Origin of the sequence: Acetoanaerobium noterae (assembly GCF_900168025.1) — a bacterium.
Taxonomy (GTDB): Bacteria; Bacillota; Clostridia; order Peptostreptococcales; family Filifactoraceae; genus Acetoanaerobium; species Acetoanaerobium noterae.
This window is the reverse complement of sequence record NZ_FUYN01000006.1, coordinates 1-23327: the sequence shown is the minus strand read 5'-3', so window position 1 is coordinate 23327 and position 23327 is coordinate 1. Positions and strand designations below refer to the sequence as shown.

23 protein-coding genes and 1 rRNA gene are annotated in these 23327 nt (G+C 34.3%); 7 read left to right on the top strand and 17 right to left on the bottom strand.

Annotated elements, in window-relative coordinates; translation table 11 throughout:
* Nucleotides 1–4 precede the first annotated feature (4 nt).
* A complete protein-coding gene (locus B5X47_RS10825; protein ID WP_079590164.1) occupies nt 5–268 on the bottom strand; it encodes a glutaredoxin domain-containing protein in 264 nt (87 codons plus the stop codon).
* Nucleotides 269–444: 176 nt separating this feature from the next.
* Between B5X47_RS10825 and B5X47_RS10820 the strand changes: the two genes are divergently transcribed.
* On the top strand, nt 445–2301 hold the full coding sequence (locus B5X47_RS10820) for a GNAT family N-acetyltransferase (protein ID WP_079590163.1): 1857 nt from the start codon (nt 445–447) through the stop codon (nt 2299–2301).
* A gap of 168 nt (nt 2302–2469) precedes the next feature.
* On the opposite strand, the gene B5X47_RS10815 is transcribed toward B5X47_RS10820, so the two are convergent.
* Nucleotides 2470–3198 carry a MerR family transcriptional regulator gene (locus tag B5X47_RS10815; RefSeq protein WP_200805111.1) on the bottom strand — a complete coding sequence of 243 codons (729 nt, stop codon included), beginning with the start codon at nt 3196–3198 and terminating at the stop codon, nt 2470–2472.
* A gap of 68 nt (nt 3199–3266) precedes the next feature.
* The gene (locus B5X47_RS10810) at nt 3267–4097 is read right to left on the bottom strand and encodes a DegV family protein (RefSeq protein ID WP_079590161.1); all 831 of its coding nucleotides are present in this window, start codon (nt 4095–4097) and stop codon (nt 3267–3269) included.
* Between the two features lie 192 nt (nt 4098–4289).
* Here B5X47_RS10810 and B5X47_RS10805 point away from each other — a divergent pair, with 192 nt between their 5' ends.
* From B5X47_RS10805 to B5X47_RS10795, 3 genes are read left to right on the top strand one after another with little or no spacing between them, the layout of a single operon-like run.
* A complete protein-coding gene (locus B5X47_RS10805; RefSeq protein ID WP_013362610.1) occupies nt 4290–4754 on the top strand; it encodes a pyridoxamine 5'-phosphate oxidase family protein in 465 nt (154 codons plus the stop codon).
* 6 nt (nt 4755–4760) lie between these two features.
* Nucleotides 4761–5564 (top strand): glutamate racemase, encoded by an 804-nt coding sequence (gene murI, locus B5X47_RS10800; RefSeq protein ID WP_330395771.1) that lies wholly within the window; start codon nt 4761–4763, stop codon nt 5562–5564.
* A gap of 32 nt (nt 5565–5596) precedes the next feature.
* Nucleotides 5597–6757, top strand: a complete 1161-nt coding sequence (locus B5X47_RS10795; protein ID WP_079590327.1) for an NAD(P)-dependent malic enzyme — start codon at nt 5597–5599, stop codon at nt 6755–6757.
* Here B5X47_RS10795 and B5X47_RS10790 read toward each other — a convergent pair.
* The 8 genes from B5X47_RS10790 to pflB all read right to left on the bottom strand — a co-directional run bounded on the left by B5X47_RS10790 (nt 6754) and on the right by pflB (nt 15209).
* Nucleotides 6754–7320: a biotin transporter BioY gene (locus B5X47_RS10790; RefSeq protein ID WP_079590159.1), complete on the bottom strand. Its 567-nt coding sequence runs from the start codon at nt 7318–7320 to the stop codon at nt 6754–6756. The genes B5X47_RS10795 and B5X47_RS10790 overlap by 4 nt on opposite strands.
* Before the next feature lie 250 nt (nt 7321–7570).
* Nucleotides 7571–8125, bottom strand: a complete 555-nt coding sequence (locus tag B5X47_RS10785; RefSeq protein ID WP_079590158.1) for a GDYXXLXY domain-containing protein — start codon at nt 8123–8125, stop codon at nt 7571–7573.
* Nucleotides 8115–9203: a DUF2157 domain-containing protein gene (locus B5X47_RS10780; RefSeq protein WP_079590157.1), complete on the bottom strand. Its 1089-nt coding sequence runs from the start codon at nt 9201–9203 to the stop codon at nt 8115–8117. Before B5X47_RS10780 ends, B5X47_RS10785 begins: the two co-directional genes overlap by 11 nt.
* Nucleotides 9204–9276: 73 nt before the next feature.
* Nucleotides 9277–10173 (bottom strand): homoserine kinase, encoded by an 897-nt coding sequence (thrB, locus tag B5X47_RS10775; RefSeq protein WP_079590156.1) that lies wholly within the window; start codon nt 10171–10173, stop codon nt 9277–9279.
* Nucleotides 10173–11234, bottom strand: coding sequence for a threonine synthase (gene thrC, locus B5X47_RS10770; RefSeq protein WP_079590155.1), 1062 nt, complete (start codon nt 11232–11234; stop codon nt 10173–10175). Before thrC ends, thrB begins: the two co-directional genes overlap by 1 nt.
* Nucleotides 11235–11401: 167 nt before the next feature.
* A complete protein-coding gene (locus B5X47_RS10765; protein WP_159446469.1) occupies nt 11402–12124 on the bottom strand; it encodes a Crp/Fnr family transcriptional regulator in 723 nt (240 codons plus the stop codon).
* 55 nt (nt 12125–12179) lie between these two features.
* Nucleotides 12180–12938, bottom strand: a complete 759-nt coding sequence (pflA, locus tag B5X47_RS10760) for a pyruvate formate-lyase-activating protein (protein WP_079590153.1) — start codon at nt 12936–12938, stop codon at nt 12180–12182.
* A 27-nt stretch (nt 12939–12965) separates the two neighbouring features.
* Nucleotides 12966–15209, bottom strand: coding sequence for a formate C-acetyltransferase (gene pflB / locus B5X47_RS10755; protein ID WP_079590152.1), 2244 nt, complete (start codon nt 15207–15209; stop codon nt 12966–12968).
* A 237-nt stretch (nt 15210–15446) separates the two neighbouring features.
* Between pflB and B5X47_RS10750 the strand changes: the two genes are divergently transcribed.
* Nucleotides 15447–15692, top strand: a complete 246-nt coding sequence (locus tag B5X47_RS10750) for a hypothetical protein (protein ID WP_143215811.1) — start codon at nt 15447–15449, stop codon at nt 15690–15692.
* Between the two features lie 126 nt (nt 15693–15818).
* Here B5X47_RS10750 and B5X47_RS10745 read toward each other — a convergent pair whose 3' ends face one another.
* Entirely contained in the window at nt 15819–16925 is a 1107-nt protein-coding gene (locus B5X47_RS10745) for an MGDG synthase family glycosyltransferase (protein WP_079590150.1), read from the bottom strand.
* Between the two features lie 170 nt (nt 16926–17095).
* Between B5X47_RS10745 and B5X47_RS10740 the strand changes: the two genes are divergently transcribed.
* Entirely contained in the window at nt 17096–18202 is a 1107-nt protein-coding gene (locus B5X47_RS10740; RefSeq protein ID WP_079590149.1) for an AI-2E family transporter, read from the top strand.
* Between the two features lie 160 nt (nt 18203–18362).
* Here B5X47_RS10740 and B5X47_RS10735 read toward each other — a convergent pair whose 3' ends face one another.
* The 5 genes from B5X47_RS10735 to B5X47_RS10715 form a co-directional block, all read right to left on the bottom strand.
* Entirely contained in the window at nt 18363–19034 is a 672-nt protein-coding gene (locus tag B5X47_RS10735) for a metal-dependent hydrolase (RefSeq protein WP_079590148.1), read from the bottom strand.
* A 90-nt stretch (nt 19035–19124) separates the two neighbouring features.
* Complete coding sequence (nhaC, locus tag B5X47_RS10730) at nt 19125–20555, bottom strand: Na+/H+ antiporter NhaC (protein ID WP_079590147.1); 1431 nt, start codon at nt 20553–20555, stop codon at nt 19125–19127.
* Between the two features lie 264 nt (nt 20556–20819).
* Nucleotides 20820–21695, bottom strand: coding sequence for a GGDEF domain-containing protein (locus B5X47_RS10725; protein WP_159446468.1), 876 nt, complete (start codon nt 21693–21695; stop codon nt 20820–20822).
* 93 nt (nt 21696–21788) lie between these two features.
* Nucleotides 21789–22409, bottom strand: coding sequence for a chemotaxis protein CheX (locus B5X47_RS10720; protein WP_079590145.1), 621 nt, complete (start codon nt 22407–22409; stop codon nt 21789–21791).
* A gap of 3 nt (nt 22410–22412) precedes the next feature.
* A complete protein-coding gene (locus tag B5X47_RS10715; protein ID WP_079590144.1) occupies nt 22413–22775 on the bottom strand; it encodes a response regulator in 363 nt (120 codons plus the stop codon).
* 441 nt (nt 22776–23216) lie between these two features.
* Between B5X47_RS10715 and B5X47_RS13890 the strand changes: the two genes are divergently transcribed.
* A 16S ribosomal RNA gene (locus B5X47_RS13890) occupies nt 23217–23327 on the top strand; the annotation flags it as partial.

The window sequence follows — 23327 nt, the reverse complement described above, 5'->3', positions numbered from 1 at the left end:
TTTCTTATACTAACGACTCTATAGAAGGCTTTTCAAAATAAAGTGCTTCTCCATCATTTACATTTACGCAAGGAATTCCAACTAGTCCTTTAGCTTTTATCTCAGCAAATTCTTCTCTTGTATCTCTAAGCTTTAGAAAGGTTTTTAGATAGAACATATTTTCAGTGATATCAAGGTATATAAAATCTATATTATTTTCCTTTAAATAATCCTGCATAGGCTGACAATCTGGGCAATGCTTACTTCCAAATACAATAATTTTCTTCATGATTTCCTCCTGAATTTAGTATTTTTTCTATTATCACATAAATATTTCTCTTTAACAAGCAAGGTCTTAAAACCAAACAAGGAGAGTATGAGAGGATTATTTGTTTTAGTTTTGTAATTTATTACCAAATAATCTAAACTATACTTAAAGATATATGAATCCAAAGGGGGATAAATATGGGAAAAATATTTCTAGCACCGCCTAATAAAATATATGAAAGTACTTTTAAAACCTATGTAAATTCATACAAGGAAGTAAATGACAGTCACTATTTTGGAATATATGAAAAAGCACTTGAGGATTTTGATTTATATTTAAGCTCTTTAGACGAGGCATCAAAGGGCATCAATATCGGAGACTGGGTTGCGACGTCTACATTTTGGCTAGTGGATGAGGATGAAGTAGTAGGGGTAGCTAGGGTGAGGCATGAGGAAGTTTTTGAAGCAGGTCACATAGGCTATGATATTGCACCTAGATATAGAGGAAGAGGCTATGGCAAGCAAATTCTAAAGCTAGTACTTATAGAAGCGAGTAAGCGTGGGTTTGATGAAGTTGTTATAACTATAAGAGAGGATAACCTGGCATCCAAGCAAATTGCAAAAGCCTGTGATGCTGTATGGATAGAGCAATTTTATGACGAAAAATCCATGGAAACAAGAGATAGATATAGTATATCAACTGCTAAGTACAGGAAAGTAAATATCTTTAATAAAAAGTCAATTATAACTGGATTGTTAACGATGGCTGTGCTTACGACCTCTGTATATGCATTAGATAAAAATGAAGCCTTTAAGGATTTGTTTGATAATAAAAGCCAGTATTTGGAGGAAAGCAGTACACATCCTCAGCGAAGTGCTCAGCTAAATGGTATAAAAGCCACCTTAGTTTCAATGGCTGGAGATGAAAAAAACGCCTATTTTGTAATTGATTTTGAAAATACAAATGGGAGAGCGTTTAAAGGAAATAATATAGCCTTTGAACAATTTCAAATAAAAATAAATAGACCTAAATTCGTTTGGTTTAATCAAAATATTGGAGTAGAAAACAGTGGAAGTGGTATGTCGTGGAGAGTTGTTAACAGTGAGAATGAGGATTTTGGAAAAAAACCTCGGTTGTTTGTAGTAATGTCAGAAAATGATAAAATTGCTGGTGAAACTGGAGAAATAGTAATCGAAAATATAATAGAAGAACTAAATCCAGTATCTTTAGATAATCTATCTAAAAGTAAGCTAGATTTATATAAGCTATATACTGAGAGCACTGCAAATTACAAGCAGACTATAGTCGACAACTCAGAGGAAATAAAATGGGCTAAAGAAAATAAAGATGATATGTACCAGACAGAATATGAGAATAACATACCTAGCCATAAGCTTCAGCCACGAGGTTTAGATAGGCAAATGTTTGAGGATTTGGATGGAGTATTTATAGATAATATTGCTTTTGTAGATGGAAAGCTCCATATCGTGACAAGATTTATTAATCAAAGACAATCCTTCGGGCCTACCTTATCACAAAAAGTACAGGGTAAGGGCTCGAGTCAGACTGATATAAACCCTATCTACAATATTTTTGAAAGCGCCTCGAATCAAGATAGCTCTTATGGTTATTATGTATATGATATTTCTACACCAGAAGAGCTAAAACAGTATGATTTATCGGGATGGTATTCTAAAGAGCTAAACAAAACTCAAGGAGTATGGAAGATACCATTTAATGCAAATTATAAAGTTACAAACAAGAAAATTAAGCTTGATGAAAAAATTAAAATAGATGATGAAGAATCTATAGTTGAATCTCTTTCTATTTCTCCTATATCTATTGAGCTTAATCTCAACGGTAAAAATCCTAATAATGGATATGTAAATTTAAAGGTTTTTGACAAGTCAGGAAGCGAGATTTTTTTAAATGGCGGATCAAATATGTCTAGCAAAACAAAAGCTACTTATGTGTGGACATTTATGGAGCCAGTGGATATAAACGCTATAAATAAAATCGTAATAGAAGGTAATGAGATAATACTAAAGAATTAATTCTCTCAATTGAGGGATAGATTATTAAATTTTTTGAATCTAAAATTCTACTGCAAAAAAATTAAAGGGTGGCTATATAGCTGCCCTTTAATAATTATGGTTAATCAAGATCATTTAAATTTCAAAGTTTTCTGTCGTAATTTGCAATCTTTTATTTCATTAATAGGTTTATTTCTTTTTATGAGAATAAATTTTCATAGCATCTCTCATAAAAAGTGCAAGACCTTCTCCGAATTTATCGATATTTTTTGTGAACCTCTCATCAGCTACATACATTTCGCCTAGTCCTTCCAAAGCCTCTAGTGAGTATGAACCCATATCATTGAGAAAATAAAACCACTGCTCTATGGCAGCTTGAGCTTCGTTTGACTCTGGAGACAGATGTCTTAGAGATGCTAGATTTCTATATATAGCGTTCATTTTCTCACCTAGCTCTGCTTCGTTACCTTTAATTTTGGCTTTTGAGTCATCTACTGCTTTATCGCCCCATTTTTCCCTAGCTTCCTTTTCGTACAAATCGCCTTGAGAAAAATCAAAGCCCTCGAATTTTTCTTTATCTGTCATTGCTATCTCTCCTTTTTGATACCTAATAGTTTTATCAATTGTTTCTACTAGCTTACTTATATGAGCTTGTTTATCAAGCAACATTTTTTTGTGAGTAAGCAAGGCTTCTTCCTTATTAAAACTAGGATCTGAAATAATATTTTTTATTTCTTTAAGGGAAAAACCTAATTCTTTAAAAAACAATATCTGCTGGAGGCAGTCGATATCTTTATCAGAATATATTCTGTAGCCGGCTTCAGTTTTTTCGGGACATAAAAGTCCTATGCTGTCATAATGATGAAGTGTGCGCACACTTATACCTACAAGCTCAGACAATTCTTTTATTTTAAGCACTATATCGCCTCCTTGATTTCACTATAAAGGATAACGTAAGGTGAGAGTCAAGTATATTTATTATAAAATTAAAAGGCTATTGTGATGCCTCCTTCATTCGTGTAAAGACTGCTAAGCCCAGCCATAGGGACTATAAATACTTTTTTGAAAGGGTAGCGTGATTCTATTTCTTTCTTTAGATATTCTGCTTTTTCACTGGCATAACAATGTGATATTCCCAGAATTTTATCTTCAAAATTGTCGCCCATTTCTCCGATTAATTCTACAAGTCTACGAAGAGATTTTTTCTCACTTCTCACATTTTCGATAAGCTCAACTTCGCCTTCAGGACTAGAGCATAGTATAGGACGGATATTTAGGACATTTGCAATCATACCTTTTAGCTTAGATACCCTGCCGTTTTTTATCATAGTATCAAGACTTCCTAGCTGGAATATATATTTCATGTTTTCGATATAATGTTCAGTTTTTTCTACTATATCTGATTCTGTAAGCTTCATATCGATAAGCTCTTTTAGCTTAACGGCTATCATAGTTTCTTTGACTGACGAGCCTTTTGAGTTAAAAATATGTACAAAGCTGTTTTCAGTTTCTTCTTGGAATAATTCTTTTGCTTTCATTGCAGAATTGTAAGTCCCACTTAGAGCGGCTGTCATAGTTACTACAAATACAGATTTAGCTTCACCAAAGGCATCAATAAAATCCTGAGGGGAAGGGCAAGCAGATTGAGCTGCTTTATCGTGAGCTTTTATAGCTCTCATCATTTCATCAAGGTTTAGGGTTTCGTCGTCCCTAAAATTTTTTTCTCCTACTCTTATGGTAAGCGGAACTAAAGTGACATCGAGCTCTTTTTTTAGCTCAGCGGTTAAATCACAACTACTATCTGCAACTATTTTCATTTTTACCTCACTTAATATTATTATGGTTACCTAGACTAGGACTATTTTCTTAGTCTATAATAGAAATTTTACATAATATAGTATCGACTGGTCAAGCTATTTATTTAGATAGATATGCGAAATTCTTTGAATTCATCATTAGACCATGTATAATATAATATAGTGATTTGAAAAAAGAAAGAGGTGTGAATTATGCAAAGAGAAATGAGAAGAAGTGATAGACAGCTAGCTATAGAGGAAGCGAAAGAGATTTTGACAAAAGCTGAATATGGAAGCCTTGCTACCATAGGGGAAGATGGATATCCATATGTAGTACCCGTAAGCTATGCTTTTGAGGACTCGAGCATCTATATTCATGGGGCTACCGAGGGACATAAATTAGATAATATAAATTTTTCTTCAAAAGTTTCATTTTGCGTAGTTGGAGATACGAATGTACTGCCTTCAAAATTTTCAACTGAATATGAGAGCGTAATAGTATTTGGAAGAGCTAGCATAATTGAGCAAGAGGAAAAGCTACATGCTCTTGAGTGCCTGATAAAAAAATATTCACCTGATTTTATGGATTCAGGGATGAAATATATAGCCAATGATAAGCATAAGACAACTGTAGTAAAAATAGATATAGAAAAAATTACTGGAAAAGCTAGAAGGTAGATGAAAATGAGCAATAAGGAAGAGAGATATAAAATTGGTTTTTTTGATTCTGGGATAGGTGGACTTACGGTGCTTCACAAAGCTCTTGAAATGATGCCTCTTGAAGACTATATATATTATGCGGATACTGAAAATCAACCCTATGGAATTAAAACTAAAGCTGAGGTAAGAGAGCTTGTTTTTAAAGCTATGGATTTTATAGTAAGCAAGAATGTCAAGGCTATAGTAGTTGCTTGCAATACGGCTACTAGCGTAGCAATAGAGGATTTAAGAAAAAAGTATGATATCCCTATAATAGGTATGGAGCCTGCAGTAAAACCAGCAGTCAGGTATACTGATATAGAAAACAAAAAGGTGCTTGTTACAGCTACTAAGCTTACTTTAAAGGAAGAAAAGCTGCATAATCTCATAAGTGCTTTAGATAGCGAAAGTATAGTGGATTTACTGGAGCTTCAAGAATTGGTTCAGTTTGCGGAAAGACTTGATTTTGATGAGACAAGAATAACTAAATATCTTGAGAATCAGTTTAAGGAGATTAATTTAAAGGATTACCAGACATTGGTTTTAGGGTGCACTCACTTTATATTTTTTAAGGATATGATACAAAAGCTTGTGACCAAAGAAATAAGTATAATAGATGGTAACGAAGGGACAATAAGGCATCTTCAAAACATTCTTAGAACTAAAAAAAGCCTCAATCAAGGCAGCGGCAAGGTTGAATTTTACAATTCAGGAGTTATTGCTAAAGAAGGCAAGGATTTAGAAAGATACCAAATATTATTTAGAAGACTAAAAGAGATAAACATTTGAAAGGGGATATAAGATTGAAGGATTATAACAAAATGGCACTAGAGCTACATGAAAAGAGCAAAGGGAAGATAAGTATAGCAAGCAAGGTGAAGCTTGAATCTAGGGATGATTTAAGCATAGCTTATACACCTGGAGTTGCTGAACCATGCAGAAAAATAAATCAAAACAAATCAGATGTTTACAAATATACTTCAAAGGGGAATCTTGTAGCAGTTGTTACTGATGGAACAGCAGTGCTTGGTCTTGGAGATATCGGTCCTGAGGCAGGGCTACCTGTTATGGAAGGCAAAGCAATACTATTCAAAGCTTTTGCAGATGTAGATGCTTTTCCCATTTGCCTCAGCTCTACAGACACTGAGGAGATAATTAAAGCAGTAAAAATGATAGCTCCAACATTTGGAGGAATAAATCTAGAGGATATTTCTGCCCCTAGATGTATAGAAATAGAGGAAAGGCTGAGAAAAGAACTAGATATACCAGTATTTCATGATGATCAGCATGGAACGGCTATCGTAGTTTGCGCAGGGCTAATTAATGCTCTAAAGCTAGTAAATAAATCCATGAGCGAGCTTAAAATAGCAGTAAATGGAGCAGGAGCGGCAGGAAGTGCTATAGTAAAGATGCTACTTGGCTTAGGAGCTACAAATATAATTATTTGTGATACAAAAGGAATATTACATAAAAACATGGATACAAGAGGAAACTTCTTAAAAGATGAGCTATGCAAAATAACTAACCCTCATCAGATTACAGGGACTTTAGAAGATGCAATGAAGGATGCGGATGTATTTATAGGAGTATCTGCGGCAGATATGGTAAATGAGCCTATGGTTAAATCTATGGCAAAGGATTCAATTATATTTGCAATGGCAAACCCGGTCCCAGAAATTATGCCTGATATTGCGATATCAGCAGGAGCTAAAGTAGTAGGAACTGGCCGCTCAGATTTTGCTAATCAAATTAATAATGTACTTGCATTTCCAGGGATTTTTAGAGGTGCTCTAGATGTGAGAGCAAGTGATATTAATGAAGAGATGAAAATAGCAGCAGCCTATGCCATAGCTAATATAATACCTGAAGATAAGCTAAGTCCTGAATATGTAATTCCAGACGCTCTTGATAAAGAGGTAGCAAAGCAGGTAGCAAAAGCTGTAGCAGAGGCGGCAATAAAAACTGGTGTAGCTAGAATCTAGCTAAGTATAAGTGATGATTTTATAAGAGATTTTCTAACTGAATATGCAACAGAAGAACCCAAAGCGATTTTGATTATATCGGCAAGTATGAATGGGGTAACTCCTCCTAGTAAACCTTGGATTAAAGAAAGCTTAGCAACTAACATAAGCTGAATTACGCCAAAGGTATAGATAACGAGAAGTCCTGCTACCATACTAAAAAGTATAGCCAGATACTCAGCCTTTGGGTTTTGTTGTTTTGATGCAAAGATTTCAATTAGCCATCCTATGACAAAGGCACTCGCCATAAAACCAAATATGTATCCACCTGTAGGTCCAAGCAGTACAGAAAAACCAGCTTTGCCACCTGCAAATACAGGAAGGCCAACAGCGCCTAAAAGCGTATAAACAGCTTGCGAATAAAATCCAAGTCTTTTCCCTAGAACAGCACTAGACATAGTAACTGCAAGAAGCTGTAGAGTTATAGGGACTGGAGTAAAAGGAAGCGGAATAGATACAATAGATAGTATGCAAGTGATTGCTGCAAATAACGATACCAACACTAATTCTCTGACATTTTTCATAGTAGTCTCCTTTAAGCAATAAAATTTTAATAAATATAATAGCATCTAAATAATTCTGCTTTAATTATAAGAGATTAACAATACATAGTCAACCTATAAAATAAATAGGTTTACAATTAAAATAAGAAGTAGTAATTTATATAAAGTATTTTGATTTTACTAGAGTACTTACTAAAAAAACTCTCAAAATAGATAAGTAATTTAGATTACAATATCAATTTTGAGAGTATATTTTAAAATATCATTTATTCTATTTTTCTTCTAGCTTTGAAATATCTTTTAGTGTATAGAAAGGTCCTAGCTTCTTAATTTCTACAACTAGTCTACCTTGTCTTGATAAATTCTCAAGCTCAGTTCCAGTTCCCTCAGGCACATAAAATCTATTTAATCCTATGCTCAGTCTTGCCTTCTTAGCATATTCATCTATATAGAAAAGCTTTGCTTTAATATAATTTGAACCACTAGGTCTATCAGGGACAAGGGAGATAGCCTTAAGAGGATTAGAATCTTCTTCATATATTAGATATCCAGCATCATCGTGTATTTTATAATAGATATTTCCAGATTCATTTACCTTTTCATACATGGATTTGTCAACTAAATCCATATCGAGATTTTCAATTTCATATTGCAAATTTACATAATCTCCTCGAAACAAATCAACTGGGTCGTAAGGAACAGTTTCAAGATATAAGGATTTTCCATAATTTTCAGCTACTAGATGAATAGAGCCAAATCCTATTAATATCAAAAACAAAAGTCCAAGAGCAAGGAGTTTCTTTTTATCTAAATTTTTAATAGTCATCTTTAGATACCCCCTCTCTGCGCTGCTTTTCAAACCAGAAGCCAAAAGCTCCTAAGATTAAGCCAGCTACTATAAAAACGAGGGACTTAGATGCAAATTTTAAAGTAAGGTCAAAATAATATCTAAGAATAATACTGCATATTAGTAGGATGGAGTAAATTTTGCCTTTTTTGAGCCAATATAACAAAAGTAAACTGTAGAAAAATGCAAAGCCTAGAGCTATCATTTCATCGTTTGGCTTTAAAAGATAATAGGTCGAATCTATAGTTAAAAATATTCCAGAAACTAAAATTACAAGCACTCCGATTGAATTTATTACAGCTACAGCATATGGTTTGATGTCTTTAAGATATACCATGACTAAGCCTAATATAAAGAAGCTTGCAAATATTAAATGCTCATCTACTTCTAAGACTATGTTTAGCTTCATCAAGAAGCCAAGCGCTGATATAACAAAAGCTAAGCTAGATAGGAAATTTTCGCCGTGAGCATAATTTAGCTTGTGGTATAAAGCGAAATATATACCAAAGAGTAAAATCAAAGCAAAAATAGGCATATCATAGGTTACTAAAAATGAAAATATAAGCATTTGAGATGCAACTAGTATAACCAAATCTTTGTAGACTATAGCTATAGGAAGTATAGCAAGTCCCCAAATTAGAAGCTCAGCTGTACTTTGGAAGGTTAAGTTGAATATCTGCTGAATTAAAAATATTCCTCCTCCAAATATAAGAACAGTCAAATATAGTAAGCTTCTGGAGGTTTTAGGATAGCTCTCTTCAGTTGCAAGTGAAGCAAAGCTAGATAAAGCTAGAAAAATTAGTACTAAAATAAATTTAAACCATGCAGTTAAATCTTCCCAGTTACTAGCGATAAACGTTAAAATACCTAGTCCAATCAGCACTGAGGCTATACTTAAGATAACTCTAGTAAAGCTATAGGGTGAATGAGCTTCATACATATCTAGAGAGCTTTGAACCTGAGATTCAGTTAGTATTTGCTTATTATTCAAATATTTAAGCTCAGATGATAAAAAATTGTAGTGAGATTTTGATAGCTTGCGTTTTTCAGTGTCCATAGTTTCACCTTCTTCCTCATTAAAATGATACCTCGTTTAGGAGAATTTGAAACCTATTCAACTGAAATTTGATTTAAATCTTAGAAAGCACTACTCCAGATCTATCCACATTTAGTAATTCTACTCTAAATAAAGGATCGATAGCCTTTAACTTTTCTTCTATTACAAGCTTTCTATCTTGGCAATCATCTAAAAATACTCCCATTAGTGTAGAGCCTGAACCACTCATAAATTCTCCTATTGCACCATTTTCTTTGAAAAGCTCAAATACATAAGCAGCATCTTTTAAAAGAGGCAGGCGATAAGGCTGATGAATCCTGTCGCCAAAAGCCGTTCTAAGCAGATGATAGTCCTTTAAGTTAAATGCATTAATCATCATAGAAGCCCTAGACACATTCTGGATGCAATCTGCTCTTGTGTAGTCTTTAGGGAGAACTTCTCTGCTTTGCTTGGTTTCTGTTTTGTAAGGAGGAATAACAGCCATAAATTTCACCCTGTCTTCTATAGGAACATGAGTAGTGTAGGGCTTTCCTTCATCCATTACAGAAATAGTCATACCACCTAAAAAGCAAGGAACTACATTATCTGGATGTCCCTCTATTACCCAGGCTTTATAAGCTAGTAAATCCTTGTCAAAGTCTTTTCCCATAAGAGCATAGGCAAGAGTTAGTCCAGCTACTATAGCAGCAGAACTGCTTCCTAGCCCTCTTACCATCGGTATATTGCATTTTCTAGCTATGACCTTTACATTTGGAATAGGAAAATCATGCTCCTTAAATACATCCATCATGCTTGTATAAATGAAGTTTTCTTTTTCGGGAACTTCCTCTTCCTCGCATTCCCAAATGAAATGAAGTGGTTTATCTGATTCATAAACCTCTACTTCATTGTATAAATCCAGAGCTATCCCTATACAGTCAAAGCCTGGTCCCATATTTGCACTTGTTGCAGGTACTTTTACTTTAAACATTACTTATTCCCCCTTAAAATATAATCCTCGATGACCTTGTAATCAGATTTTAAGGTGGCGTATTCATAAGGGTTGTCTAGTATGATGTCACTGTCCTTTAGACCGTTTCCAGTTAATACGCAGACTACTTTTGAGCCTTGGTTTACACGGCCCTCTTCCTTAGCTTTAATAAGACCAGCTAGAGATATACATGAAGCTGGCTCAGCAAATATTCCTTCTGATGTAGAAAGTAAAAACTGAGCTTTTAAAATATCCTCATCCTTAATTCTATCTATATTTCCGTTTGACTCTTTTATAGCGGCAAGAGCTTTATCTTTGCTTGCTGGATTGCCTATTCTTATAGCTGTAGCAACAGTTTCTGGATTTGAAACTGGATGGCCAAGCACTAGCGGAGCACTGTTGTATGCTTGAAAGCCCATAAGCTGAGGTAGCTTTGAAATTTTTCCAGCTTTATGATATTCATTAAAGCCTTTCCAGTAAGCTGTGATATTACCTGCATTTCCAACTGGAATAAATAAATAATCTGGAGCTACTTTTAAATCATCGCAGAGTTCAAAGGCAGCAGTTTTTTGGCCTTCTATACGATGAGGATTAAGTGAATTTACCATAGTTATAGGATGCTTGCTTGAAATTTCCTTAACCATATCTAGCGCCACATCAAAATTTCCATCTATTGCAAGTATAGTAGCGCCGTAAGCTACAGCTTGAGCTAGCTTGCCTTTAGCTATTTTTCCATCTGGAATAATGACATAGGATTTTAATCCTGCTCTAGCAGCATAGGCTGCAGCTGATGCAGATGTGTTTCCAGTTGAAGCACAAATTACAGCCTTGCTATTGTCTTCTACAGCTTTTGTAACTGCACTTGTCATTCCACGATCTTTAAAAGAGCCCGTTGGATTAAGTCCTTCGAATTTAAAATAAAGCTCTATATCTATACCTAGAAGGGTTTCTAGATTATTTGCTCGAATCAGTGGCGTCCTGCCTTCATTTAAGGTCACAGGAACCGTTTCTTTATTAAAATTAAAAAATTCTCTGTAGTTATCAATTAAGCCCTTATACATTGCGATATCCCCCTTGATTATATTCCGTAGTTATAATTTTAGAATTTTACCGATAAAATGTATTTGCATGGAATACAATAGTAAGCTAGTAAAATACTAATGGGAATATTATAACATAAACAAGAGATGTGTCTAGACAAAAAAAATAAACAAGCCATATGGCTTGTTTATAGTAGGTCTCTTAGGGCTTGTTCATTTAGTATGAGTATTTTTTTGTTTCCTATGAAATCTATATAGCCTAACTCCTTAAATAGCTTGAGCTTTCTAGTCATAGTTTCTCTTGATATTCCAGCATAGCTTCCCATTTCTTCTCTGTTTATAGAAAGGTTAAGCATTATGCCTTTTTCATTTTTAGAACCAAAATCGTTTATAAGATTTAATAATAGTCCAGCTACCTTTGCATCAGCACTACTAACAGAAAGTCTTTCAACCAATCTTTCAGCAGCTTTAATTCTCTCATAGGATTTTTCCAGTATCTTCAGAGTAATAGTAGGATTTTTTAAGATTATCTGATCAAAGGTATCCTTTGATAGACAGCTAATAGTCATGTCCTCTAGAGCCTCTGCACTAAATTCAAACTCGTCTTCCTTTAAAAGGTTAAAAGCCCCTATAAAATCACCAGGAGAATATATATATAGAATCTGTTCATGTCCATCTGATAGATATTTGTAAATTTTCATTCTTCCAGAGCATACAATATATAGCTTATCAGCTTTTTCGCCTATAGAAAATACTGTTTCTCCAGCTTTATAATCTTTAAAAACTACTCCTTCAGAGATTTTTTCTATTTCGAGTCTATTTAGACTGGATAACAAAGGAGTTTTCTTGATACATGCCTTGCCTTTGCATACCTCGCATGGCGTATTGCCAATAGAACAATGGCCTATCACAATCACCTACTTTAATAATATTTAGTTTAAAGTTCAAACTTTATATTGTAGTATACTAAATAATATTTTTGCGGGCAAGGACTTCTTCTTTTTCTTCAAGTAACATACTATTTAAAAGATTCTCATAGTATTTAGCTTTGTCTTCGTTCATCTCTTCTACGTCAGTCATTGTATAAGTCATTCCAAGCTGTTCATATTTTTCGAGTCCCATTTTATGATAGGGAAGAACTTCTATTTTTTCTATGATATGAGCTAAAGGGGCAATTTCATGAAATAATTTATTTATAGCAGCTTCGTTATCTGTTAGGCCAGGAACCATTACATGGCGAATCCATACCTTTCCTTTAAAACTGTCTAGCTTAGAAGCAAACTCATAAAAACCATTCATAGATTTGCCAGTTAGGGCTTTATAGCCAGGAGAGTCAAAATGCTTGATATCAAGTAGAACCACATCAGTGTATTTTAATATCTCATCGTAATATTTTGAATCTCCATAACCACTAGTATCTATAGCTGTATTAAAGCCATTTTCCTTTAAAAGCTTTAAGGTTTCTACTAAAAATTCACCTTGAAGCAGAGGCTCTCCACCAGAAAAGGTTACGCCACCGCCAGTTCTGTTGTAGTAGGTTTTATATTTTGAAGCGGTTTTTAGTACTTCTTCAGGAGATATATGTTTTTGAGAAAACATGTTCTGGCTGTCTGGATTGTGACAATAGGCACAGCGAAGAGGACAGCCTTGCAGAAAAAATATTGTTCTAATGCCGGGGCCATCTACTAGCCCCATAGTTTCTATTGAATGTAGTCTGCCCTGCATTATAATATCTCCTTTCGAAAGTAAAAATTAAGCACTCTTGTGAAAAGTTCTGTTGATAACCTCAAGCTTTTGCTCATTAGTAAGTCTGTTAAAATGCACGGCATATCCAGATACACGAATTGTAAGTGTAGGGTATTTGTCTGGATTTTCCATAGCATCTATTAATAAGCTTCTGTCTAGTACGTTTACATTTAAGTGGAAGGCTTTTTGCGCAAAATATCCATCCATAATTCCAACTAGGTTGTTTATTCTTTCAGATTCTTGTTTTCCAAGTGCTGAAGGGATGATTGAGAAAGTATTTGAAATACCATCTTGGCATACTTCGCAGTAAGGCAATTTTGCAACAGAGTTAAGTGATGCAAGAGCCCCGTTTTCATCTCTTCCGTGCATTGGGTTTGCTCCTGGTGCAAATGGCTCTCCAGCTTTACGTCCGTCTGGAGTAGAACCTGTTTTCTTTCCGTATACTACATTTGAAGTTATAGTAAGCACTGATAAGGTATGCTCAGCATCTCTGTAGGTTGGAGTTTTCTTTAGCTCATTACTGAATTTTGTAACTACATCTACAGCTATTTGGTCTACTCTATCATCGTCATTTCCGTATTTAGGGAAATCGCCTTCGATTTCGAAATCAATTGCAATTCCGTGCTCATCTCTGATAGGCTTAACTTTAGCGTATTTGATAGCGCTTAAAGAGTCAGCAACTATTGAAATTCCAGCAACGCCAAAGGCCATATATCTATGCACCTTGCTGTCATGAAGAGCCATTTGGCCTTTTTCATAAGCATATTTGTCATGCATATAATGGATAGTATTCATTGTATCTACATAAAGCTCGGCTAGGTATTCCATTACTTTATCTAGGTTTTCTTTTACTTCATCATAGTTTAGTACATCGTCTGTAATTGCATTAATACCTTCTATCAGCTTGATTGGACGACCGTTTTTAGCTTTTTTAAGCTCATCTACTCCACCATTTATAGCATATAAAAGAGCTTTTCCTAGATTAGTTCTAGCTCCAAAGAACTGCATTTCTTTTCCTACTCTCATGGCAGACACACAGCAAGCTATTGCATAGTCATCTCCATAGATAGGCTTCATGATATCGTCGTTTTCGTACTGAATAGAACCTGTTTCGATTGACATTCTTGAGCAATATTTTTTGAAAGCTTCTGGAAGATTTTCTGACCAAAGCACTGTCATATTTGGCTCTGGAGCAGGAGTTAATGTAGTAAGAGTATGAAGGAATCTGTAAGCAGTTTTAGTAACTAGAGTTCTATTGTCTTCTCCCATTCCGCCGATTGATTCTGTTATCCAGTTAGGATCTCCAGCAAATAAATCGTTATAGTCAGGAGTACGTAGATGTCTTACCATTCTTAGCTTTATAACAAATTGATCCATTAATTCTTGAGCCTGCATTTCTGTTAAGATGCCAGCTTTCATATCTCTTTCTATATAGATATCTAAAAATGCTGTGTTTCTTCCTAGAGACATAGCAGCTCCATTATTTTCTTTGATTGCTGCAAGATATCCAAAGTATAAGAACTGAACTGCTTCCTGAGCATTTTTAGCAGGTTTTGAAATATCGTAGCCATAAGCTGCTGCCATAGCCTTGATATCATCTAGAGCTCTGATTTGCTCAGAAAGATCCTCTCTTAGCTGGATAGTAGCAGCGCAGGCATGACCTTTTAGATTTTGTCTGTCCTTGATTTTTTCTGCTTTTAGAAAATCTATTCCATAAAGTGCTACTCTTCTATAGTCTCCTATGATACGGCCTCTTCCATAAGCGTCAGGAAGTCCAGTAAGTAGTCCAACACTTCTAGCAGCCTTCATTTCATCAGTATAAGCATCAAATACACCTTGGTTATGTGTTTTTCTAAAAGCATTGAATGAGCTTTCTAACTCTTTATTCATTTCAAAGCCATAAGCCTCTAATGAATCATGTACCATTCTATAGCCACCATAAGGATTTACTATTCTTTTTAAAGGAGCATCAGTTTGATATCCCACTACAAGCTCGTTGTTTTTATCGAGATATCCAGGCTCGTATCCAGCTATACTTGAGAATCTATCAGTATCTATATCAACTTTACCTGTTTGTATTTCTTCTTTAATCATTGCTTCTGCTTTATTCCAAAGCTGCTTTGTCTTTGATGTTGAATCAGCTAAAAAGCTTTCATCTCCAGTGTATGGAGTATAGTTAAGCTGAATAAAGTTTCTTACATCTACCTTTTCAGTCCAATTTCCTTTGTTAAACCCTTGCCAATTTTCCATATAATCATCTCCTTGAGTTATATATCTAAAATAAACATTATGATAATGATAGATTATATTCATTTTTTAAATTAAATGCAGTGATTCAAATCACAGTTTTTGAAAATATAAATTTAAGTAGAAAATACGTTGAAAACATAGCAAAAATTATTGAATTTATCAGATTATTCTTTTATAATAAAGGGGAAATTATAAATGTATATATTTATACTTAGAAAGGATTTTTGGGGGCAAAAAATGAAAAATAGTGTTGATTTTGAAACTTATAGTGCTTTAAAGGAAAAGAGAAACAAGAGTTTAAGCGCCAAATCAAAAAAGAAAGTAGATGAATTCGAAGACCACTTGGAAAAGATGCTTTCAGCTAAAAAGAAGAATGAGTTTAAGCAAAAACCTCTTAAAGCATTTAAAAATCATCAAAAGGATTTTCAGTATGATTATGAAGAGGACCCGTATGAGCCAGGGTATGATGAGTATGAGTTTTAATGAGTGAAAAAACACATTACCAAAAAAATGCCGAGCATATAATCTGCTCGGCTTTAATTTTATGTTTAATATTTTACTATAATTTAGCGATTTATTAGTAATTTTACATAAATGTAAAAATAGCTTCTACTTAAATAATGAAGCTATTTTTTCAGCAGACCCTTCTTTTTTTTCCATTCTCATTGAAATCTTTATTCTCTCTAACTTTTCGGGATAATCATAGAGTGTCTTTACTACTACATCTAGAGGAAAGGTTCCAGTTGGTCTAATTGCTAGGCCATTGTTAAGCAGAAAATCCAGATTGTCCTTTTCCTGTCCAGGTATAAAAAAAGGTATTATCATAGGAAGCTCTTTGAGTATGCATTCTGTAGTTGTAAGACCACCAGGCTTAGTGACTATGCAGTTGCTTACTGACATTAGAGCGTTCATTTTGTCTGTGAAGCCCAAAAGTAAAATGTCCTTGGTTTTATTGTTTGTCTGAAGATAACGTTCTACCTTGGAGTATAAGCTACTGTTTCTGCCGCAGACAATTATAATCTGAATATCATCTTTTATTTTTAACAAATCGGAAAGCACATCTATTATATTTCCCGCGCCAAAGCTTCCTCCCATCAACATAAGAGTAAACTTATCTTTCAAATCAAACTCTTTTCGAGTCGATGAAGCATCTATAACGTCTAGAAATCTTTTTTCTATAGGTATTCCATAAGGATATACTATTTCAGAAGAAACACCTTCTTTTTCAAGCAGAGATTTCATGTATTCATCGGCTACTATATATGCATTTACTTCTTTTGCAATGTGAGCACTATGAATAGTATAATCAGTTATAATAGAGTAAAGTGGAAGCACTGTGTAGCCATACTCCTTTAATTTTGATACAGCCATAACAGGAAAAGGGTGAGTTCCCACTATATAGTCTGGTTGCTCCTGCTGAATCAACTTCCAAAGCCTTTTAGTTATAAATTTAAGAAGTAGATTTTTATCCATTCCCTTACGCATAACCTTTGTATCTGATATTCTGTACATTCCCCCATAGGCTTTTGGAGTGTAAAGAGCAGATGTCTCATAGCCTTTTGAAATAACAGTATCTACCATTTTGCTGACAAACTTAAGCGAATCTACTATTTTACACTCTAGACCCAGCTTCTCCGCCTCTTCTTGGACAGCTCTGGCAGCTCGGTTGTGACCACCACCTGTAGATGCTGAAAGAATCAATACTTTTCTAGTCATATTATTCTCCTTTTTAACTATCGAATATCACAATATAATCATTATACTAGGAATAGATGGATTTAAAAATTATAAATTGATTAAATTTAAAATAAAACAGTAGTAAAATATTTTTTCTGTCGTATAATATAGAAATACTAGTTAATATAGGATTTTTAGGAGGGATAGGATTGCTTTTTAAGAAAGATAACTTAAATATATTTTTCATCTTGCTGGTCGCTTTTTTAATGTACAAGATAGTAGACAATCATAAGTATTTCTTGGGTCAACTCGCTGTACTTTGGGCTATATTGTCGCCTTTTTTCTGGGCATTTGCTACAGCCTATATCTTAAATCCCTTGATGGTAGCGCTTGAAAAATTGGATAATCGAATAACAAGACCGATTTCCTTAATCATAGTTTATATCCTTTTTGTTGGGATACTTACTTTAGCAATTACCATAGTTACACCTGTCATTGTGAAAAATATTACTGAAATAATCGAAAGGCTTCCCAGCTATATTGAAGCTACTGAAAAGTGGATAAGTAGGCAGGTCCTTGACTACGATTTACTTGAGCAGCTTGGCATAAATACCTATATTTTTAATAACTTAGATTCCATATTTAATGGAGCCGTTGATTTTTTAAATTTAACTCTTACAGGAGTAGTGGCTAGCATTATAGGAATTACGTCTGGAGTTGCAAAGATGCTACTTGGCTTAGTGATTTCTGTATATCTGCTAGCTGACAAGGAAAAGTTTATAAGAGGAATAAAGAAAAATCTCTATGCTTTTTTAGGAAGAGAAAATGCAGATAAGACTATTGATTTTGGAAATGAAGTAAACAGTATTTTTACTAATTTCTTTGTAGGAAAGCTTATTGATTCTACGATAATAGGAATCTTATGCTTCATTGGTTTATCATTACTAAAAGTAAGATTTGCATTACTTCTTAGTATAGTTGTTGGAATCTTTAATATGATACCTTATTTCGGACCTTTTATTGGAGCAGTTCCAGCAATTGTGATAACACTGTTTTATAGTCCAATCCAAGCACTTTGGGTAACACTATTTATATTCGGCCTTCAGCAGTTTGATGGAATAATACTAGGACCTAAAATATTGGGAGATAAAGTTGGAGTTTCGCCGTTTTATATTATTTTAGCCATTATGATAGGCGGAGGTTTTTTCGGACCTATGGGTATGCTTATGGGAGTTCCAGTGCTGAAATCCGTCTTTGTGCTTTGGGATAAAATTTTAGTCAACCTACTCAAAAAGAAGAATATAGAAGCAGTTTAAAAATATGAATTTAGCTAAGAAAGCCTATGAAAATAGTTGTTAAACTATCTTCATAGGCTTTTGATTTTTAATATAGGAAGATTTTCTGAAAACCTTAGAAGAGTTATTGCTCTATTATTTGAAGAACTAGAAGGATTTATTACTCCATTAATAGAAAAAATTAGATATCTAAGGTCTCGTTAGGGTTCATAATCACTACTTCGCATAAAGGACTTTTAAACTTATTAGGATCTTCTTTTATAAGGTTAAATGTATTGTAATGCATTGGAATTGCTTTTTTAGGACGAATTAGTTCTAAGGCGTGAAGAGAATCCTCTAAGTCCATAGTGAAGTTCCCTCCTATTGGAAGCATAGCATAGTCTATGGCTTCTCTTTCTAGGAGCTTCATATCATAGGTTAAAGCTGTATCACCAGCATGGTAAAGCTTAACACCGTCAATCTCAATTAGAAATCCGCAGGCAACGCCAGCGTAGATTATATGAGTGCTTTCGGTTATTGATGAGCCATGAATAGCTGGTGTCATTTTTACTTTTCCAAAATCTAAAGCTACTCTTCCTCCGATATGCATAGCGTGATAGTCTATATTGTATTTATCTAGATACTGAGCTATTTCAAAATTACAAATAACCTTGCTATTGTGACGCTTTGCAATTTCTACAGTATCACCGAGATGATCAGAATGACCATGAGTAACTAGAATGTAATGAATTTTAGGAAGCTCTGAAAGCTCTAACTTGCACAAAGGATTGTCCTTTACAAAAGGATCTATTATTATGTTGTGCTTATCAGTGTTAATAATAAAGGCAGAATGACCTAAATATGTTAGTCTCATTGAGATACCTCCTTAAAGCAAAACCATTTTCATGGTAAAAGAGCCACCCTTAATTAGGGTAGCTCTATAAATAATTATATTATTTTAGATTTATGCGTGAAGTTTTGAAGCGGCATATGCAGCTTTTTCTTCTTCAGTCATCTTAATCATAGTAATTCCAGTGAATCCATAGAATATAGATACAAATGGATTTATTAAGTTTAGGAATGCATATGGAGCGTAAGCGAATGGATGAACTCCTAAAGTACCATACATAAACGCACCGCACGTATTCCATGGAATAAGTGGAGATGTAATCGTTCCTGAGTCCTCAAGTGCTCTAGAAAGGTTAACAGGTGCTAATCCTCTTTCGGCATAAGCATCTTTGTACATTCTTCCTGGAATAACTATAGAAAGATACTGCTCACCAGTTATTAAGTTAACTGTGAAACAAGAAAGAACTGTTGCAAGCACAAGAGAACCAGTATTTACAGCAAGCTTTAATATATTTCCAGCAATAACGCCAAGCATACCAGTTGATTCTAGAATACCACCAAATGTAAGAGCACAAAGAATAAGTGAAACTGTCCACATCATACCTTGCATACCACCACGGCTTAGTAGGTCATCTATAAGAGCAACTCCAGTTTCTGATACGAATCCGTCGTTTGATGCTGAAAGAATAGCTCCAAAATCTGCGCCTTGGAATAATACAGCAAATACACAACCAAGTACAACTCCACCTATAAGTCCAGGTATAGCTGGAACTTTAAATACAACCATAGCTATAACTAGTACTGGTGGAACAAGAAGTAAAAAGTTAATGTTGAATGATGAAGATAAAGTAGTTAGAATTTCTTGAATTTGTGCTGTGTCTAGTTCTTTTCCAGCATATCCTGCACCCATGATTCCGTAAAGTACAAGAGCGATAAGTAGAGATGGACCAGTAGTAAATGCCATATGACGAATATGATCAAATAATGTAGAACCAGCCATAGCAGGAGCTAGGTTAGTAGTATCTGATAGAGGTGACATTTTGTCTCCGAAGTATGCTCCAGAGATGATAGCACCAGCAACTACAGGAGCAGGCATTCCCATACCTTGCCCTACGCCTAGAAGAGCAATACCTACTGTACCAGCAGTAGTCCATGAAGAACCAGTAGCTAGTGATACAACGCAACAGATTAATGCAGTTGCAACAAGGAAAATACCAGGTGATAGGATTTGTAATCCATAGTAAATCATTGTAGGAACAACACCACTTAGAATCCACGTTCCTATAATCATACCGATAATCATAAGAATAAGAATAGCTTGCATACCCATGTTTATAGTCTTAAGTACGCCGTCCTCAAGCTCGCTCCAAGAATATCCCAAACGTAAAATAGCAACTGTAGCCGCAACCATAGCAGCAATTACTATTGGAATATGTGGAGATTCTCCATAAATCATAATAGATGGTACCAAAACGCCAATAAGTACTAATATAGGAATAAGTGCTTCAAATAACGTGGCCTCTCGTTTAACCTTTCCTTCTTTCATTTTCATTCCTCCCTTGCAAAAATGTTTGTATTACAATGAACTTAGCATAAAGAAAACGTTTCTTATAGGCTTTTGGCACATTGTTACAGTAAAGTATAGCAAGATTGAGTCCAAATTTCAATAATAAATTAGAAATTTCAAACAATTTAACACTTAATAAACAGAAAAATTTGACAAGAACTTAACATAACGCAGAGCTTGCAACTAAACAAACCCCAGATTTTTAAGCTCTTTTAATTTGAGCTTATTTTCTGAGGTTTGCAATTATAATTGTTTATAAAATTCATATCCATTTTTCCCTGAGGTTTTTACTCTGTAAAGAGCTTTATCGGCCTTATCGATCAACTCGTCAACAGTCACTGCATCATTAGGATAAATACTAATCCCTATAGATGCTCTGATTCTCAGTGGGATATGATTTTTTATGCTAAAAGAAGGATGAATTTGTTCTAATATGAGATTTGCTTGATTTTCAAACTTTTCTATACCAGAATCTGATTCGCTAAAAAGAACAAATTCATCGCCAGCCAATCTAGCGATAAAGCAATCTGAATAGCAGTTTTTCATCAATAAAGATATTCTGTTAGCAAATTCCTTTAATATTTCATCACCTATTTTATGACCATAGGTATCATTAATTTTCTTAAGGTCGTCCAAATCTATGAAAAATACTGCAAGATTTTTTTTAGACTTACTATTTTTAAGCTCGTTTAGCTTAAGCTCAAGATTATTAAGAAAGCTTAATCGATTTGGTAATTCAGTAAGGGTATCGTGCATGGCAATCCTTCTAGATTTCTCCTCGAGCTGCTTAATCTCATCATTTTCCTTTTCCAAGTGCTCTATAAATTTCTTCATTTGCTTTACCTTCATATAGTGTCCGCTTAAATCTTCAACCTGAATTAGAAGCGTATGCTCATCTACCTTTTCTATTTGTAGATTCTGCTTTGTTTCATAATCTGGTTGAAATTCTGCATTCTGAAAAAAAGTGCCATGAACTGCACCGGATAAAAATCGCGACTGCCCCGTTTCGAATATAGTATCTAATATACTACTATATCTAGAAGAAGCGAATTTTGAGGAAAGGTCTTCAATTGGCATGCTAAGCACACTGTCGGCAGAGAGCTCAGTCTTCTTACTCATCCAATCGTTCCAAAAAATCACTCGGTGGCGTCTATCCAAAAGAACAATTCCAATTTTAAGTTTATCCAAAAGATCATAAAAACACTTTGTCATTTACATCTCACCTAGAATCTCATTAATTTTATCTATTAGTTTATTTAAAGAATTCATTCCCAAGGCGACTATAACAACGCCTTCAACTTCTGCTTCTGCCAATTGGAAGCTAGTATATAGCATAAGCATATAAATATCATTTTTTAAATACATTTTCTGCTCGTTTTCTGAAACAAAAAGTAGTTCAACATCTGGGATAGAAAATTCAACAGTAGTGTCTAACAGATTACTAAACTCTCCAATGACTGAGTTTAAGATTACATTGCTTATTTCTTTTAGTACGTCAAAATCTGTATCTATAAGATGAAACTCTTCATCTTGTATTTCTTCTGATTCCATACCCATACAGGCATCCACTAGCAGTTTGGCTTTTTTCGCAGGAAAAATGAGCATAGCTCTTCCTGAAAAATCATTACCAAACTTCATAGAAGAAGAAACTATATGACCATGAGAAAAGAGCTCATGAGATAAAACTTCCTCTTCGGCCATATTCACTATTTCAACCTCAGGAACTGAAAGAAGTACTCTTTGGTTGGCCATTTCAGAAAGCATATTAGCGGCTTGACCTATGAAAACATTTATATACTCTTTAAGTAAGTCTTTTTGAAGTTCATTAATCATAGCCTATTCACCCCTAATCAAATTAATAAGCTGTTGAAGCTTATCGGGAGTAAGCGGTTTATTAATAAATGTAACAATTCCATATCCTTCCACTTCTTCTTTTGTACCTTTTTGAACATCTGCAGAAACTACTATATACTTTCCCTTTTTACCCTCAGCATTTAGAGCACTTAAAAGTTGCTGCCCAGACATCTCTGGCATCAGGAGGTCTGTTATTAGCCAGTCAGGATTAATATCCATATAAGCATCGAAAGCTTCCTTGCCATTTGTACATAGCTTTATTTGAGCATCTGGAAATTCAGTTGAAATTATCTTGTTTATTATAGTTCTTACAAAACTAGAGTCATCAGCAATTATTATGTTCATGTATGCACCATCCTTATTATAAATATTAATTTCAACTCAAAATATCAATTATGTTATATTTAATTATATCCATATAAACTAGTTTTTAATAATACAATTATAAAATAGTTTCTAAATAATATCATTTTAAATTATAGACATTCTATTAGGAAATCTGTTATTATTGTGAATACAACACTGCGATTTCAAAGGAATTTTATAAAATATTAATCTTTTTAAAAAAACTTTTAAAAAAGTGTTGACGATTAATTAGGGGCATGATATATTAATACATGTCCTCAGCGAGAGGCAAAACGAAAAGCCTCGAAAGAGGAAATACGAATTAATAGATGAACTTTGAAAACTGGATAGTAAACCATAAATAGTTTTTAATTTCGATTAAAAACCACACCATTTATGAACAACAACCAAGTCAGTAAATTTTTACTGAGACTAAGGATTATATTTGAGAGTTTGATCCTGGCTCAGGATGAACGCTGGCGGCGTGCTTAACACATGCAAGTCGAGCGGGCAATTTATCTAGCACTGATTACTTCAAATGGCTATCGCCAG